Here is a 15561-nt window from a genome sequence, read left to right on the forward strand (position 1 = left end):
ACATCACCGCGGCCCGCGCGCATTCCGGAGGGTCCGGGCCTTCCGGGGGTTCCTGGGGGACCCTGTGGCCCATGAGATTCCTGGTGCGCGAACGGCTCTTCGCCGTCGGTGACGACTACTGGATCGAGGACGCGGGCGGCCGCAAGGTCTTCCTCGTCGACGGCAAGGCCATGCGGCTGCGGGACACCTTCGAGCTGAAGGACCCCTCGGGCCGGGTCCTGGTCCGGAGCCGGCAGAAGCTGCTCAGCCTGCGCGACACGATGATCGTCGAGCGCGACGGCGAACAGCTCGCCGAGATCAGGCGCAAGCGGCTGTCGCTGCTGCGCAACCACTACCGGGTCACGCTGGTGGACGGCACCGTGCTCGACGTCAGCGGCAGGATCCTGGACCGCGAGTTCGCCATCGAGTACGACGGGGAGCTGCTGGCCCAGATCTCCCGGCGGTGGCTGACCGTCCGGGACACCTACGGGATCGACATCGTGCGCGAGGACGCGGACGCGGCGCTCCTCCTCGCCGTGGCGATCTGCGTCATCGTCCTCGCGGACAAGGACCACGACGGCTGAATCCGGCCGATTTCACGATGCCGGGCCGATTTCACGATGCCCGGCCGGTTCCGCGACGCCCGGCCGACCTCGCGGTGACCGGGCCCTGCCGGTTTCACGTGAAACGGCCCGAAGGCGGGGTCGGGGCCCGAGGACGGGGTCAGGGCCGGGCGGTCCTCAGCGCCGGGCGGCGGTCCTTGAGGGCCGGGAACTGCTCACGGGTCTCCGCCACCATCCCCGGGTCGAACTCCACGTCGAGCACCTCCTCGCCCGCGCCCGCCTCCGCGAGCACCTCGCCCCAGGGGTCGACGACGATGCTGTGCCCGGCCTGCTCGACACCGGCGTGGGTGCCCGCGCAGCCGACGGCCAGGACGTACGACTGGTTCTCCACCGCGCGGGCGCGGGCCAGCAGCGTCCAGTGGGCCCGACGGCGCTCGGGCCAGCCCGCCGGGACGACCAGCGTCTGGGCGCCCGCGTCCACCAGGCCCCGGAACAGTTCGGGAAAGCGCAGGTCGTAGCAGGTGGCGAGGCCGAGCACGGTCTGCGGCAGGGCGACCGTCACCAGCTCGTCGCCGGCGCCCATCATGACCGCCTCGCCCTTGTCGAAGCCGAAGCGGTGCACCTTGCGGTACGCGGCGGCCAGCTCGCCCTCGGGGGTGAGGACGAGCGAGGTGTTGTAGAGGGTGCCGTCGGCGGCCCGCTCGACGACGGAGCCCGCGTGCAGCCAGACCCCGGCGTCGGCCGCGGCCTTCGCCATGACGTCGTGGGTGGGGCCCCGGAGCGGTTCGGCCTCCTTCTCGAACTCGGTGTACGAGAAGGCTCCGACCGGCCAGAGCTCGGGAAGGACCACCAGGTCCGCGCCGCGGCGGGAGGCGACCAGCGAGGCCGCGCGCCGTCTGCGGGAGTCGACGGATTCGTCCGGGTCTACTGCGATCTGGATGAGGGAGGCGCGCACACTACCACCGTCCTGGCGTTCAAGCCGTCAACACGGCCTACGATCGTCACACGAAAGCACTGCCGGGGTGCCTGATCGCAGCGTAACTTAGCGATCGAACCTCCCACGCAGTCCGCCGCCGCCCGCGCCCAGCACTCCAGCCCATGCACCGCAGAACCGCACGAGGGGTCCCGTGACCGTCCATCCCAGCCTCCAGACCTACGCCGATGCCTGGACCCACTCCATCGAGTCGATAGCCGAGCTGGTGAAGTCGCTCCCCGAGGGGGAGTGGAACCGCAGGACACCGTGCCCCGCCTGGTCGGTGCGCGATGTCGTCTCGCACATCATCGGCATGGAGTGCGAGCAGCTCGGCGACCCGCGCCCGATCCACACGCTGCCCCGCGACCTCTACCACGTGCAGAGCGACTTCGCCCGCTACATGGAGATGCAGGTCGACGTGCGGCGCCACCACACCGCGCCGGAGATGACCTCCGAGCTGGAGTACACGATCATTCGCCGCGCGCGTCAGCTGCGCAACGAGTCGCGCGACCCCGAGACCATGGTCCGGGCCCCGCTGGGCGCCGAGCAGACCCTCGAACTGGCGCTGCGGATGCGGGTCTTCGACGTCTGGGTGCACGAGCAGGACCTGCGGGCGACGCTGGGCCGGCCCGGCAACCTGGACTCCCCCGGCGCCACCGTCGTCCGGGACACCCTGCTCGACGCGCTGCCGAAGGTGGTCGCCAAGGACGCGGGGGCGCCGCACAATTCGGCGATCGTGCTCGATGTGAACGGGCCGCTGGAGTTCCTGCGCACCGTCAGGGTCGACGCGGAGGGCCGCGGTTCGGTGGACGGTTCGCCCTCGCTCGGCCCCGCGGTGACGCTGGCGATGGACTGGGAGACGTACTTCCGTCTCGCCTGCGGGCGGGTGCGGCCGGGCGCGGTCGCCGACCGGATCAAGATCGAGGGCGACCAGGACCTGGCGGAGGCGATCCTGCGGAACTTCGCCGTCACCCCGTGAGGCGTTCCGCGGTGCTGTGAACGGTGACCGGCGGCGCCCGCCGCGCGAGGACGGGCGCCGCCACCGGCCCGGACCGGGTCCGGCGCGGGCGGTCACACCGGTACGTGCACGGCCTCCACACGGCTGATGACGTGGTGCTCCCGCTCCCGGTGCGCGGCCCTGGAGCGCAGTCGAAGGATCTGGACGACGCCGACCGCCTCCAGCACGAAGACCGAGGAGAACGCGATCCGGTAGTTGTCGCCGGTCGCGTCGAGCAGGACGCCGACGGCGAAGAGCGTGGTCATCGAGGCGATGAAGCCGCCCATGTTGACGATGCCCGAGGCGGTGCCCTGCCACTCCGGAGGGTTGGCGGGCCGGGCGAAGTCGAAGCCGATCATCGAGGCCGGGCCGCACGCGCCGAGCACCGCGCACAGGACGATCAGCAGCCACATCGGCGCGTGGTCGGCCGGGAAGAAGACGGCCGAGGCCCAGAGCAGCGCCGTGGCCGCGACCGTGCCCAGGGCCAGCGGGGCGCGGGCGGCGTGGTGGCGGGCCACGATCTGCCCGTAGACCAGCCCGACCGCCATGTTGGAGAGCACCACCAGGGTGAGCAGTTCACCGGCGGCCGACCGGCTCAGCCCCTGCGCCTCGACCAGGAACGGCAGCCCCCACAGCAGCAGGAACACCATCGCCGGGAACTGCGTGGTGAAGTGCACCCACATGCCGAGCCGGGTGCCGGGCTCCCGCCAGGCGTCCGCGATCTGCCCGCGCACGTAGGCGGCGCCCGCCCGCTCGACGGGCGGCGGCTCGTGGCCCTCGGGGTGGTCCTTCAGGAACAGCAGCAGGAGCACGAGGACGACGACGCCGGCCATCGAGCTGCCGACGAAGGTGGTGGTCCAGCCGAGCCCGTGCAGGGCCCGTGCGATCAGGAGCGTCGAGACGAGGTTGCCCGCCATCCCGAAGAGCGCCGCGACCTGCCCGATCATCGGGCCGCGCCGGGCCGGGAACCAGCGCGCCCCGAGCCGCAGCACGCTGATGAACGTCATCGCGTCGCCGCAGCCCAGCAGCGCCCTGGACGCCAGCGCCATGCCGTACGAGGGGGACAGCGCGAAGCCGAGCTGCCCGAGGGTGAACAGGACGGCCCCCAGAGCGAGGACCTTCTTGGTGCCGAGGCGGTCGACCATCAGGCCGACGGGTATCTGCATGCCCGCGTAGACGAGCAGCTGGAGGATGGAGAAGGTGGCGAGGGCGGAGGCGTTGACGTGGAACCGGTCGGCGGCGTCGAGCCCGGCGACGCCCAGGCTGGTGCGGAAGATGATGGCGACGAAGTAGACGGCGACGCCGATGCCCCAGACCCGCACGGCACGTCGGCCGCCGGGGGGATCACCGGGCAGGGACAGCGTGGGAGCGGCGGCGGAACTCACCGGTCCTCACCCCTGACCAGCACCTTGACCCGGCCGACATGGCGGCGCACGACCTGTGCGGCGCCCTCCGCGTCACCGGCCCTGATCGCCTCCAGCAGCTCGCCGTGCTCGGTGATGTTGGCGGCGATCCGGCCCGGGTGCGCCTCCATCACGGCGACGCCCATCCGCAACTGCCGGTCGCGCAGCTGGTCGTAGAGGCGCGAGAGGATCTCGTTGCCCGCGTTGCGCACGATCTCGGCGTGGAAGCAGCGGTCCTTCACGGACACCGCGGCCAGGTCCCCGGCCTCGGCCAGCAGCCGCTGCTCCTCCAGGAGTTCCTCCAGCCGGGCGATCAGCCGCGGGGAGGCCGGCACGGCCTTGCGGGCCGCGAACTCCTCGACGAGCAGCCGGGTCTCCACCACGTCCGCGATCTCCTGGGCGGAGACGGCGAGCACCAGGGCGCCCTTCTTCGGGTACAGCTTGATCAGCCCCTCGACCTCCAGCCGCAGCAGCGCCTCGCGCACCGGTGTGCGGGAGACGCCGACGGCCTCGGCGAGGTCGCCCTCGGTGAGGAGCGTGCCGCCCTCGTAACGGCGGTCCAGGACCGCCTCCTTGATGTGGGTGTAGACACGCTCGGCGGCGGGCGGCCGCTTCACCGCCGCTCTGGCGGTCACCCCGGCAGTCGCCCTGGCGGTCACCTTGGCGACGTTCTTCTCGGGGGATTTTTCCGACGGCTTCACGGTCGAGGATGCGGCAGGCATGCACACAGCATAGATACAACATGCATGCATGATGAAACCCGTCCAGGATGCGGACCGGCCGGGGCCCGCCCGGCACCCCGGCCCACACCCCGGCCCACACTCCGACCGCCGCCCGGACCGGCGTCCGGACCGGAAATCACCCGCAGCCCGAAATTGCCCCAGGAATCGGCACATCCATCACCTGGTCTCATGAGTCTCACCACCGAGCGGCACCTTCATGTGGCCGCATTCAAGGGGCATTTGGAGCTTTCAGTTGAAAATCGGCATCAAGGGCATAAACCGCATCACCGCCTCCGCCACCGTGGCCCTGACAGCGGGTGCCGTCATCGCGAGCGGCATGTTCGCCTCCACGGCTCAGGCCGCCACGCCGCCCACCCCGAAGATCACCGCCCCCGGCGGTTACACGATGAACAACGGCACCGCGAAGTCCCTGTTCTCCAAGGCCGCGGACACCCGTCGTTCCACCGGCTCCACCACCAAGATCATGACGGCCAAGGTGGTGCTGTCGCAGAAGAACCTGAACCTGGATTCCAAGGTCACGATCCAGAAGGCGTACAGCGACTACATCGTCTCCAAGGGCGCCTCGTCGGCCCGCCTCATCGTGGGTGACAAGGTCACCGTCCGCCAGCTCCTGTACGGCCTGATGCTGCCGTCCGGCTGCGACGCGGCCTACGCGCTGGCCGACAAGTTCGGCTCCGGCACCACCCGCGCGGCCCGCGTGAAGTCGTTCATCGGCAAGATGAACGCCCAGGCCAAGTCCCTCGGGCTGAAGAACACCCACTTCGACTCGTTCGACGGCATAGGAAACGGCTCCAACTACTCGACGCCGCGCGACCTGACGAAGATCGCCAGCAGCGCGATGAAGAGCTCCACCTTCCGCTCGATCGTCAAGACCAAGTCGACCAAGCAGAAGGTCACCACGAAGTCCGGCGGCTACCGCTACATGTCGTGGACCAACACCAACACCATGCTCAGCAGCTACAGCGGTGCGATCGGCATCAAGACCGGCTCCGGTCCGACGGCCAAGTACTGCCTGGTCTTCGCCGCCACCCGCGGCAGCAAGACGATCGTCGGCACGGTGCTCGCCTCCACGAGCGCGACCAACCGCACCGCGGACATGAAGAAGATCATGGACTACTCCTTCAAGAAGTAGTCCGGTCCGGCAGCACCGACGAAGGGGGTCCGCGTCACGCGGGCCCCCTCTCTCGTGCGCACGGTCACCCGGAGGCCGTCCCGCCCCGCCCGCCGCCGATGCCGGCGGAGCGCCCGACGACCAGCCGCAGACGCTGGGAGCCGCCCCGGGTCAGCGCCGTCCCGGAACCGGCAACGAGGTCGTACGCGGCGGAGCCGATCCGCAGACCGGAAACCCGTCGGCCGTCCGGGGTCTCGACGGCCGCCGGGCGGGTCGCCGACCGGAGGGCCTGCCAGGCCAGGCGTGTCTGGTCGGTCAGGAGCCGGTGCCGTTCCGGCCCGACCTCCGGTTCGTACCAGCGCACCGCGAGGCGGCCGGCCTCAAGGGCCTCGCCCTCGTCGTCCCGGAACCGGCGCGAGCACAGGAGTTGCAGCACGGCGGAGTGCAGGAGACCGGGATCGGCGACGACCCCCTCGGCCACCTGGACGTCCTCGGGCGCCCCGGCCCCCTCCGGCAGCAGCAGGAACGCCTGACGGCCGCCGCAGCCCAAGGCATCCCCGAGCGACGGGTGCAGGTGCACCTGGTGAAGCCCCTTCGGGCCCGGATGGCTGCACAGCCACCCGGCCCGGGGCAGCGCCTCACCGATGCGCCGCCCGACGTCCCGCTCGTCCTCGGACAGCAGCCACACACAGGTCGTCCTCGTACGGGAGCCGGGAAATGCCATACGTGCAGCATGGCAGGCGGCGCCGACACCCCCGCCGCCCCGAGGGACGCCCGGTCGAAGACGCCCGGTCGACGACGCTCAGTCGAGACAGAACTCGTTGCCCTCGACGTCCTGCATGTTGATGCACGACTCGTTCTCCTCGTCGGCGTACAGCACCTTCGTGCACACCGCGCCGAGCGCCACCAGCCGATCGCGTTCGGCCTCCAGCACGGCCAGCCGCTCCGCACCCACGAGCCCGGTGCCGGCCCGCACGTCGAGGTGCACCCGGTTCTTGGCGGCCTTGCCCTCGGGCACCTGCTGGAAGTACATCCGCGGGCCTTCCCCCGTGGGGTCGGAGCACACGGCCCACGTGCCCTCCCCCTCGGGGGGCAGCGTCAGGGAGTACCCCAGCACCTCGCACCAGAAGCGGGCGACACGTTCGGTGTTCGCACAGTCGAAGGTGACCTGGAACTTCTTTACCGATGACATCCGGTCACCCTAACAGCGCACCTCAGCGGCCCAATTCCCCGCAGCGGTCCGCAGATTGGCCGACGGACACCCCGTCCAGGACACCGGTGGAATCACCAGCCCGCGTGCCGCCACCAGAAGGAGCCCGGATGGAAGTGCCGGGTCACGCCGAGCCGGCGCCAGAGCGGGTCGAGAATCCTCCGCAGCTCCGGGTCGGCGTGGACGAAGGCGTTCGGCAGCCGGACGTCGAAGCGCTCCGGCGCGGCGGTGAGCAGCCCGGCCAGCAGGTACTGCTCCGAGTACAGGCGCCAGCGCCAGGACTCCGGGTAGTCCGCCGGGAGCATGATGTCGTGGACCTGGACGAGCACTCCCGGCTTGAGGCGGGGCAGCAGCTCGAAGAAGAACACCATGACGTCGGAGCCCATCTGGAGCCGGTGCGAGCCGTCGACGAACAGGACGTCCCCCGGCTCCAGTTCGGCGAACACACCGAGGTCGGCGTCCTGGAGCGGGACACGGATCACCTCGTCGCAGAGGTGATCGACATGGGCCCGGGGCTCCGGGTCGATGGACGTGATGCGGGTGCTCAGCCCGAGGTCCTCGATGGCCCGGCGGGCGAACTTGGTGGAGTTCCCGGAACCGACCTCCAGGTAGCGGGCCGGCTTCCCCTCGGCGAGGAACCCGTAGAGCGCGGCCGCGTCCAGCGGGGGCAGCCAGGTGTTTCCCCAGTAGGCGGTGGACGCCTTCTCCACCCCTTCCATGGGGATCGCGGCCAGTTGGTCGGCGTACTCCAGAAAGCCGGTGAGGTGCTCGGCGTAACGCTCCCGGTTCTTCTCCAGCAGCTCGCGCACGGCACCGAGCTCGGCGCGCGGCTCGGGTCTCACCACATGGTCCAGGAACACCGGTCTGGCCAGCCCGAAGGCCCACATGACCAGCCCGAACGCGGTGGGTCTGCGCTCCAGCCGGTCGAGCCCGCGGCGCAGGACGGGTAATCGCTCCAGCAGGGTCGGAGCGGGTTCGGACACGGTCTTCGGGGGCTGCGTGCGCAAGGCGGGGAACCTTTCGATCGGTCGGACGGCCGAGAAGGATGGACCACGGGTTCCGCAGGCACTGTTCGATCGGAGGCGATGGCACTCAGGACGCCGCTGATCCTTTCCCGGATCCCCCGCCCGTATCCCCGGAGCCCGTCCACCCGGCACCGGAACAGCGCGGTATCGGACAACGCCCGCCCTGCTGCGACACACCCCGGGCATCGCCCCGTGACGGTACGAGTCGTTCCCGGGACGGGACGCCGACATTGTCATGGCAGTGCAACCACCTGACACTTCATGACCGGTTTCAGCCCCTCGATGGATAGCTTGACCCGGGATTACCGGCAGATCAGAGGGGATTCACATGAAGCTCAAGCATGTCGGCCGCGTGGGGGCCACCGGTGGACTGGTCGCAGCGGCGCTCGCCACATCGGTCGTCATCGCCCCCTCCTCGGCCTCCGCGGCCGACAGCTGGCAGTGCTACGGCAAGGAGGTCAGGCGCTGCGCGACCGTCTCCTGGGACAACGCGAGCAAGACCTTCCGGGCCAAGGCGAAGATCACCGACGTCGCGGGCGGCGGCGACTACCAGGTCAAGGTCACCAACGTGAAGCTCGAACGCTACCCGGCGGGCAAGCGGGTGACGATGCGCACCGCGCAGGACTACGACGGCTGGCACGGCACCGGTGACTCGGCCACCACCAGCAGCATCAACGCCTGCAAGTACCCGCACGACAGCTACCGCGTGGTGGCGACGTTCAGCTGGAAGAAGGGCAAGGCCTCGGAGGACAGGACCTGGCGCCCCGACATGTCGTGGGTCGGCTGCTGAACCACCCGGAGCGTCCGTCCCGTACCGGCCCCGGTGCGGGACGGACGTGTTCCCGCCCTGCCGGCCCGGCCTCGCCGTTCCGGGTCAGTCCGCCCGGCCCAGCCCGGCCCGGAAGGCGTCCCAGGCGGCGGGCCCGAGGACGACGACGGGGCCGGCGGGGTTCTTGGAGTCGCGGACGGCGACGGTGCGGGGGATGTTGCGGGCCACTTCGACGCACTCGCCGTTGCCGCTGCTGTAGCTGGACTTGACGAACTCGAAGTGCGGCACGACTACAACTCCTTGCGAATACGCCCCATCAGAGCGATGGAATCGCGGGGAGCGAGTCCGCTTCTGGCGATTCGACCGAACGTGACGTTGTGGCGCGCGGCATCCGACTCGCTCTCAAGCCACAGCGTAGACGACGTGGTGTCCATGTAAACCACGTCCATCGCACCAGGATCGGCAAACGACACGATGCTGAAAGCGCTGGTCATGCCCGGGTGTGAGCCCGCTAGGAATGGGACAACCTGCACCGTGACATTTGGCTTGGCAGCAGCCTCCGCCAGATGTGCCAGCTGGGCACGCATCACTTCGCGGCCACCGACCAGCTGGCGCAGAGCGCCTTCCGCAACGATCGCCCACAGTGCGAGAGGGCTGCCGTCCGTGAGGCGCGCCTGGCGTGCGATCTTCGCCTCGACGAAGCGCTCGATCTCGTCGGGGTCGTCCCAGTCCGCGTTGCCGACGGCGAGCGCCCTGGCGTAGTCCGGCGTCTGGAGCAGGCCCGGCACGAACGCCCCCTGCCAGGTTCTGACGCCCTTGGCGATGTCTTCGAGCGCGACGTACTCGACCAGCGAGCGCAGCTCCGGGTACTGGTTCCACCAGCCCTTTGCCTTGCGTCGCTCCCGATCCACCCGGGCCACTTCCAGCAGGCGGTCGACGGACTGGGCGTCATCGAGACCGTAGAACTCGCAGAGAGCCCGGATGTCCGGATCCCTCATCGGGACCCATCCCTGCTCCATCTTCACGATCTTCGAGTTGGTCGCGCAGATGACCTGAGCGGCCTGCTGCTGTGTCTTGCCCGACGCATCCCGCAGCCGCAACAGCTCGCTTCCGAGCCTGCGCCCCAGGACAGTTGACGACCGATTGCCTTGCCGAGTCGCTCGATTCACCGCTCCAGTGTGGCCTTCCGGAGCACAGCCAGTCGACCGCCGTCCCCCGCTGGAGACAATTGGCTCCGTTTCACTTGCCTCCAACTGACCGAGGTCGCTACGTTCGGTTCACGACCGCTCGCACAGCGGAACCAGTCGGCGGAAGTGCACCGCCCTGCCCCGCGCCCGAAACCGGCGCCCCGCAGGCACGGCATCGCCACCGCCCGCACCCACGGAGGCACGCGCCCATGACCGCAGCCGAACAGAATCCCGCCCCCGAAGCCGCCCCCGAACCCGTCCTTCGCGAGGACCGGATCGACTTCGCCCCGACCGCCGACCGCGTCTCCTTCTCCCGGCGGCGCACCGCGCGGCTGGTGCGGGAGTGGGGGTATCCGGGGCTGGCCGGGGACGCGGCGTTGCCGGTCAGCGAGTTGGCGACCAACGCGTTACTGCACGGCGTCGTCCGGGGACGGCTCCTGCGGGTGCGGCTCGCGCTCACCGCGACCACGCTCCGGGTCGCGGTCAGCGATCCGTGGGGCGAACGGCTGCCGGTCCTGCGCGAGGCGACGAGCGAGGAGTGCTACGGCCGGGGGCTCCTGATCGTGGCGGCGATCGCCGACCGGTGGGGCGTCGAGTCGCGCACCGTCGGCAAGACCGTGTTCGCCGAACTCGCCCTGCGGCGGGGGCCGGACGCGCCGGTGGGCCCGCGCGAACTTCGCGCGGGCCCACCTCATGCACCTACTGCCGGAACGGTCACGCCCAGGTGATCAGGCGCTTCGGCTGTTCCAGGATCGCGGCGACGTCGGCCAGGACCTTGGAGCCGAGCTCGCCGTCGACCAGGCGGTGGTCGAACGACAGGGCCAGCGTGGTGACCTGACGCGGCTTCACCTTGCCCTTGTGGACCCACGGCTGGAGCTTGATCGCACCGACCGCGAGGATCGCGGACTCGCCGGAGTTCAGGATCGGGGTGCCCGTGTCGACGCCGAAGACGCCGACGTTGGTGATCGTCACCGTGCCGCCCGCCATCGCGGCCGGGGACGTCTTGCCGTCCCGGGCCGTGGAGACCAGCTCGCCCAGGGCCGCCGCGAGCTGCGGCAGGGTCATGTCGTGCGCGTCCTTGATGTTCGGCACGATCAGACCGCGCGGGGTGGCCGCGGCGATGCCCAGGTTCACGTAGTGCTTCTGGACGATCTCCTGGTTGGGCTCGTCCCAGGCGGCGTTGATCTCCGGGTTCCGCCTGATCGCGACCAGGAGGGCCTTGGCGATGATCAGGAGCGGGTTGACCCGCACCCCCGCCATGTCCTTGTCCTCCTTGAGCTCCGCGACCAGCTTCATCGTGCGCGTCACGTCGACGGTGACGAACTCGGTGACGTGCGGGGCCGTGAAGGCGCTGCCGACCATCGCCTGTGCGATGGCCTTGCGCACGCCCTTGACCGGGATGCGGGTCTCGCGGGCGTCCGCCACCGTCGTCCCGGACACCGCCGGGGCCTCGGCGGCGACCGGGGCGGGCGCGGGCGCCTGGACCGGAACGGGCACGGGGGCCTGCGCGGGTACGGGCGCCGCAGCGGCGTGCACGTCCTCGCGGGTGATGATCCCGTCCTTGCCGGTCGGGACGACGGTCGCCAGGTCGATGCCCAGGTCCTTGGCCAGCTTGCGCACCGGCGGCTTGGCCAGCGGACGGTCCTTCGGAGCCGCGAGCGCGGCGCCGTGGCCGTTCATCTCGCCCTGGATCGCCGCGGCGGCGGCCGGCACGGAGGCCGCCGCGCCCTTGCGGGCGCGCCGCTTCGTGGAGGTCTCGGCCACGCCGTAACCGACCAGGACGGGCTGGCGGCCCTTCGGGGCCTCGGGCTCCGGTTCGGCCGCGGCGGCCGGGGCGGGAACCTCGGCCACCGGCGCGGGAGCCGCGGCCTCGGCCGGGGCCGGGGCCGCGTCGCCGCTGCCCGGGTCCACGTCCACCGCGATGATCACCTGGCCGACGTCGACGGTCGTGCCCTCGGGGAAGCGCAGCTCGTGCACCACCCCGTCGAACGGGATCGGCAGCTCCACGGCCGCCTTCGCGGTCTCGACCTCGCACACGACCTGACCGTCGGTGACGGTGTCGCCGGGCTGGACGTACCACTTGAGGATCTCCGCCTCGGTGAGTCCCTCGCCCACGTCGGGCATCTTGAACTCACGGAAGCGGGCAGCGTTGGAAGTGTCGGTCATCGTTGTCACGTCCCAGTCCTCAGTACGCCAGCGAGCGGTCGACGGCGTCGAGCACACGGTCGAGACCCGGCAGGTACTCGTCCTCCAGCCGCGCCGGCGGGTACGGGGCGTGGTAGCCGCCGACCCTCAGCACCGGCGCCTCCAGGTGGTAGAAGCACCGTTCGGTGATCCGGGCGGCGATCTCCGCGCCGGAGCCGTAGAACACCGGGGCCTCGTGGACCACCACGAGCCGGCCGGTCCGCTCCACCGAGGACTGGATGGTGTCGAAGTCGATCGGGGACATCGAGCGCAGGTCCAGGACCTCGACCGACTTGCCCTCCTCCTGGGCGGCCTCGGCCGCCGCCAGGCAGACCTTCACCATCGGCCCGTAGGCGGCGAGCGTCAGATCGGAGCCGGTGCGCACCACCGACGCCTTGTGCAGCGGGCCGGGAATGGCGTCGGTCTCGACCTCGCCCTTGTCCCAGTAGCGCCGCTTCGGCTCGAAGAAGATCACCGGGTCGTCGCTCTGGACGGCCTGCTGCATCATCCAGTAGGCGTCGCTCGCGTTCGACGGCGAGACCACCTTCAGGCCCGCGACGTGCGCGAACAGGGCCTCGGGCGACTCGCTGTGGTGCTCGACGGCGCCGATGCCGCCGCCGTAGGGGATGCGGACGACGACGGGCAGCTTGATCTTGCCGAGCGCGCGGGCGTGCATCTTCGCGAGCTGGGTGACGATCTGGTCGTACGCGGGGAAGACGAAGCCGTCGAACTGGATCTCCACGATCGGCCGGTAGCCGCGCAGGGCCAGGCCGATCGCCGTGCCGACGATGCCGGACTCGGCGAGCGGGGTGTCGATCACCCGGTCCTCGCCGAAGTCCTTCTGGAGCCCGTCGGTGATCCGGAAGACCCCGCCCAGCTTGCCGACGTCCTCACCCATGATGAGGACCTTGGGGTCGGTGTCGAGGGCCTTGCGCAACGACTCGTTGAGCGCCTTCGCGATGGACATCTTTTCCATGGCCATGGCTGCTTACTTGCCCTTCTCGGCGGAGTCGGCGAACGATGCCTGGTACGCGGCGAACTGGGCGCGTTCCTCGTCGACCAGCGGGTTGCCGTCTGCGTAGACGTTGTCGAAGATCGCGATCGGGTCCGGGTCGGGCATCGCCCGCACCACTTCGCGCACCCGCTTGCCGAGGGCCTCGCTCTCCTCGTCCAGCGCGGTGAAGAACGCCTCGTCGGCGGCGCCCTGCTTCTCCAGGTACGTGCGCAGCCGCAGGATCGGGTCCTTCACCTCCCAGGCGGCCCGCTCCTCGTCCCTCCGGTACTTCGTCGGGTCGTCGGAGGTGGTGTGCGCGCCCATCCGGTAGGTGAACGCCTCGACGAGGGTCGGACCCTCGCCCCTGCGGGCCCGCTCCAGCGCCGACCTGGTGACCGCCAGGCAGGCGAGCACGTCGTTGCCGTCGACCCGGATGCCGGGGAAGCCGAAGCCCTGCGCGCGCTGGTAGAGCGGGACGCGGGTCTGCCGCTCGGTCGGCTCGGAGATCGCCCACTGGTTGTTCTGGCAGAAGAAGACGACCGGGGCGTTGTAGACCGCGGAGAAGGTGAACGACTCGGCCACGTCGCCCTGGCTGGAGGCGCCGTCGCCGAAGTACGCGATCACGGCCGAGTCCGCGCCGTCCTTGGCGACGCCCATGGCGTAGCCGGTGGCGTGCAGGGTCTGCGAGCCGATGACGATCGTGTACAGGTGGAAGTTGTTGCTGTTCGGGTCCCATCCGCCGTGGTTCACCCCGCGGAACATCCCGAGCAGGTTGGTCGGGTCGACCCCCCGGCACCAGGCGACGCCGTGCTCGCGGTACGTCGGGAAGACGTAGTCGTCGTCGCGCAGGGCCCGGCCGGAGCCGATCTGTGCGGCCTCCTGGCCGAGCAGCGAGGCCCACAGGCCCAGCTCGCCCTGGCGCTGCAGCGCGGTGGCCTCGGCGTCGAAGCGGCGGGTCAGGACCATGTCCCGGTACAGACCGCGCAGCTCGTCGGCGGTCAGGTCGATCGAGTAGTCCGGGTGCTCGACGCGCTCGCCCTCGGGCGTCAGCAGCTGGACGAGCTCGGGCTCGGAACGCTGCGGCGCCTTCGCGGCGGCCGTCCTCGCCGCGGTCTTCTTCGCGGCGGTCCTCTTCGCGGGCGCCTTCGCGGTCGTCCCGGCGGACTTCTTCGCCGGCGTGCTCACCGGCTTCTTCGCGGGCGTCGGCGTCTCAGCGGGCGCTTTCGCGGTCGTCTTCGCTGCGCTGGTCCGCTTGCTGCTGCGTCGCGGTGTGCGCGCGGCAGTGCTCTCCACGGTCACGTGCGTGCTCCTCCGTCGGTCCGGCCCCCGGGGTCTGCCGGGAAGCCAGTGCGGCTCGCCTGGGTCCGTACCCGTGCACGGGGTGGGTGCCGCTCGGTTCGGGGACAGGCGTGACAGGTGCCCCGGCGAGCGCCCTGCCAAAAGCACGTTACCCAGTGCGACGCATAACTGCGAAACCCCATCTGACCTGCGATTTTGCTTGGATTTCCAAGTAAATCGAAAAAGTCGGGAACTCTCGCTGGTCACAGCCTTGGTAACGGCCCCGCAGGTCACCGGAACAACCGCACGTTATCCCGCCGTTCGGCGGCAGGGAAGAGGCGAGTGTGTGAGACTGCATTTTGTGCGCGAACAAGGAAAAATCACCGTTTTCCTGCTGGACGACCACGAAGTCGTCCGGCGTGGAGTCCATGAATTGCTCTCGGTCGAGGACGACATCGAGGTCGTCGGCGAGGCCGGCACGGCGGCGGACGCACTGGTGCGCATCCCGGCGACCCGGCCGGACGTGGCGGTGCTCGACGTGCGGCTGCCGGACGGGAGCGGCGTGGAGGTGTGCCGGGAGATCCGCTCCCAGGACGAGAACATCAAGTGCCTGATGCTCACCTCGTACGCCGACGACGAGGCCCTGTTCGACGCGATCATGGCGGGTGCCTCGGGGTACGTGCTGAAGGCGATCCGGGGCAACGAACTGCTGAACGCGGTACGGGACGTGGCGGCCGGGAAATCGCTGCTGGACCCGGTGGCGACCGCCCGGGTCCTGGAGCGGCTGCGCGACGGGAAGAAGGACCGGGACGACGACCGGCTCGCCTCCCTCACCGACCAGGAGCGCAAAATCCTCGACCTGATCGGCGAGGGGCTGACGAACCGGGTGATCGGCGAGCGGCTGCACCTCGCCGAGAAGACGATCAAGAACTACGTCTCCAGCCTGCTCTCCAAGCTCGGCATGGAACGGCGCTCGCAGGCCGCCGCGTACGTGGCCAGGCTGCAGGCGCAGAAACGCTGAGCGGGGACTGCTGAACGGGGACTGCTGGACGGGCGCTGCTGGACGGGCGCTGCTGGACGGGCGCTGTCGAGCGGGACTTTGGTCCCGGCTCAACCGGGGCCGCAGCCTCTGTCGGCGGTCTCGC

17 protein-coding genes are annotated in these 15561 nt (G+C 70.3%); 6 read left to right on the forward strand and 11 right to left on the reverse strand.

Annotation, left to right across the window (positions count from 1 at the left end; genetic code table 11):
* Nucleotides 1–71 precede the first annotated feature (71 nt).
* Nucleotides 72–563 carry an LURP-one-related family protein gene (locus ABZZ04_RS00445; RefSeq protein WP_356929980.1) on the forward strand — a complete coding sequence of 164 codons (492 nt, stop codon included), beginning with the start codon at nucleotides 72–74 and terminating at the stop codon, nucleotides 561–563.
* Nucleotides 564–702: 139 nt separating this feature from the next.
* Here ABZZ04_RS00445 and ABZZ04_RS00450 read toward each other — a convergent pair whose 3' ends face one another.
* Nucleotides 703–1497 carry a carbon-nitrogen family hydrolase gene (locus ABZZ04_RS00450; protein ID WP_356929981.1) on the reverse strand — a complete coding sequence of 265 codons (795 nt, stop codon included), beginning with the start codon at nucleotides 1495–1497 and terminating at the stop codon, nucleotides 703–705.
* Nucleotides 1498–1669: 172 nt separating this feature from the next.
* On the opposite strand from ABZZ04_RS00450, the gene ABZZ04_RS00455 reads away from it, so the two are divergent.
* A complete protein-coding gene (locus tag ABZZ04_RS00455; protein ID WP_356929982.1) occupies nucleotides 1670–2494 on the forward strand; it encodes a maleylpyruvate isomerase family mycothiol-dependent enzyme in 825 nt (274 codons plus the stop codon).
* Between the two features lie 92 nt (nucleotides 2495–2586).
* Here the strand turns inward: ABZZ04_RS00455 and ABZZ04_RS00460 are convergent, their stop codons facing one another.
* A complete protein-coding gene (locus ABZZ04_RS00460; protein ID WP_356929983.1) occupies nucleotides 2587–3897 on the reverse strand; it encodes an MFS transporter in 1311 nt (436 codons plus the stop codon).
* Nucleotides 3894–4637, reverse strand: a complete 744-nt coding sequence (locus ABZZ04_RS00465; RefSeq protein WP_356929984.1) for a GntR family transcriptional regulator — start codon at nucleotides 4635–4637, stop codon at nucleotides 3894–3896. The genes ABZZ04_RS00460 and ABZZ04_RS00465 overlap by 4 nt, the downstream gene beginning before the upstream one ends.
* 253 nt (nucleotides 4638–4890) lie before the next feature.
* On the opposite strand from ABZZ04_RS00465, the gene ABZZ04_RS00470 reads away from it, so the two are divergent.
* Nucleotides 4891–5790, forward strand: a complete 900-nt coding sequence (locus ABZZ04_RS00470) for a serine hydrolase (RefSeq protein WP_356929985.1) — start codon at nucleotides 4891–4893, stop codon at nucleotides 5788–5790.
* A gap of 64 nt (nucleotides 5791–5854) precedes the next feature.
* Here the strand turns inward: ABZZ04_RS00470 and ABZZ04_RS00475 are convergent, their stop codons facing one another.
* From ABZZ04_RS00475 to ABZZ04_RS00485, 3 genes are all read right to left on the reverse strand, one after another.
* Nucleotides 5855–6493, reverse strand: a complete 639-nt coding sequence (locus ABZZ04_RS00475; RefSeq protein ID WP_356929986.1) for a hypothetical protein — start codon at nucleotides 6491–6493, stop codon at nucleotides 5855–5857.
* 78 nt (nucleotides 6494–6571) lie between these two features.
* Nucleotides 6572–6961: a VOC family protein gene (locus ABZZ04_RS00480; protein WP_356929987.1), complete on the reverse strand. Its 390-nt coding sequence runs from the start codon at nucleotides 6959–6961 to the stop codon at nucleotides 6572–6574.
* Between the two features lie 92 nt (nucleotides 6962–7053).
* A complete protein-coding gene (locus ABZZ04_RS00485; protein WP_356929988.1) occupies nucleotides 7054–7986 on the reverse strand; it encodes a class I SAM-dependent methyltransferase in 933 nt (310 codons plus the stop codon).
* 346 nt (nucleotides 7987–8332) lie between these two features.
* Between ABZZ04_RS00485 and ABZZ04_RS00490 the strand changes: the two genes are divergently transcribed.
* A complete protein-coding gene (locus ABZZ04_RS00490; RefSeq protein WP_356929989.1) occupies nucleotides 8333–8794 on the forward strand; it encodes a hypothetical protein in 462 nt (153 codons plus the stop codon).
* Between the two features lie 84 nt (nucleotides 8795–8878).
* Here the strand turns inward: ABZZ04_RS00490 and ABZZ04_RS00495 are convergent, their stop codons facing one another.
* Together ABZZ04_RS00495 and ABZZ04_RS00500 are read right to left on the reverse strand one after the other, a co-directional pair.
* Nucleotides 8879–9061, reverse strand: coding sequence for a DUF397 domain-containing protein (locus ABZZ04_RS00495; protein WP_356929990.1), 183 nt, complete (start codon nucleotides 9059–9061; stop codon nucleotides 8879–8881).
* 2 nt (nucleotides 9062–9063) lie between these two features.
* On the reverse strand, nucleotides 9064–9942 hold the full coding sequence (locus ABZZ04_RS00500; protein ID WP_356929991.1) for a helix-turn-helix transcriptional regulator: 879 nt from the start codon (nucleotides 9940–9942) through the stop codon (nucleotides 9064–9066).
* 227 nt (nucleotides 9943–10169) lie between these two features.
* On the opposite strand from ABZZ04_RS00500, the gene ABZZ04_RS00505 reads away from it, so the two are divergent.
* On the forward strand, nucleotides 10170–10688 hold the full coding sequence (locus tag ABZZ04_RS00505; protein ID WP_356929992.1) for an ATP-binding protein: 519 nt from the start codon (nucleotides 10170–10172) through the stop codon (nucleotides 10686–10688).
* Here ABZZ04_RS00505 and ABZZ04_RS00510 read toward each other — a convergent pair.
* Genes ABZZ04_RS00510 through pdhA form a run of 3 tightly spaced genes read right to left on the reverse strand, consistent with a single transcriptional unit; the run spans nucleotide 10675 to nucleotide 14323 of the window.
* Entirely contained in the window at nucleotides 10675–12135 is a 1461-nt protein-coding gene (locus ABZZ04_RS00510; RefSeq protein ID WP_356929993.1) for a dihydrolipoamide acetyltransferase family protein, read from the reverse strand. The two genes, ABZZ04_RS00505 and ABZZ04_RS00510, sit on opposite strands and share 14 nt — an antisense overlap.
* A gap of 10 nt (nucleotides 12136–12145) precedes the next feature.
* Nucleotides 12146–13126, reverse strand: coding sequence for an alpha-ketoacid dehydrogenase subunit beta (locus tag ABZZ04_RS00515; RefSeq protein WP_356929994.1), 981 nt, complete (start codon nucleotides 13124–13126; stop codon nucleotides 12146–12148).
* A 6-nt stretch (nucleotides 13127–13132) separates the two neighbouring features.
* Complete coding sequence (pdhA, locus tag ABZZ04_RS00520; protein ID WP_356930239.1) at nucleotides 13133–14323, reverse strand: pyruvate dehydrogenase (acetyl-transferring) E1 component subunit alpha; 1191 nt, start codon at nucleotides 14321–14323, stop codon at nucleotides 13133–13135.
* A 454-nt stretch (nucleotides 14324–14777) separates the two neighbouring features.
* On the opposite strand from pdhA, the gene ABZZ04_RS00525 reads away from it, so the two are divergent.
* Entirely contained in the window at nucleotides 14778–15437 is a 660-nt protein-coding gene (locus ABZZ04_RS00525; protein WP_356930240.1) for a response regulator transcription factor, read from the forward strand.
* Nucleotides 15438–15561: the final 124 nt, after the last annotated feature.

It is taken from the genome of Streptomyces sp. NPDC006435, from assembly GCF_040612315.1.
In the GTDB taxonomy this organism is placed as follows: domain Bacteria; phylum Actinomycetota; class Actinomycetes; order Streptomycetales; family Streptomycetaceae; genus Streptomyces.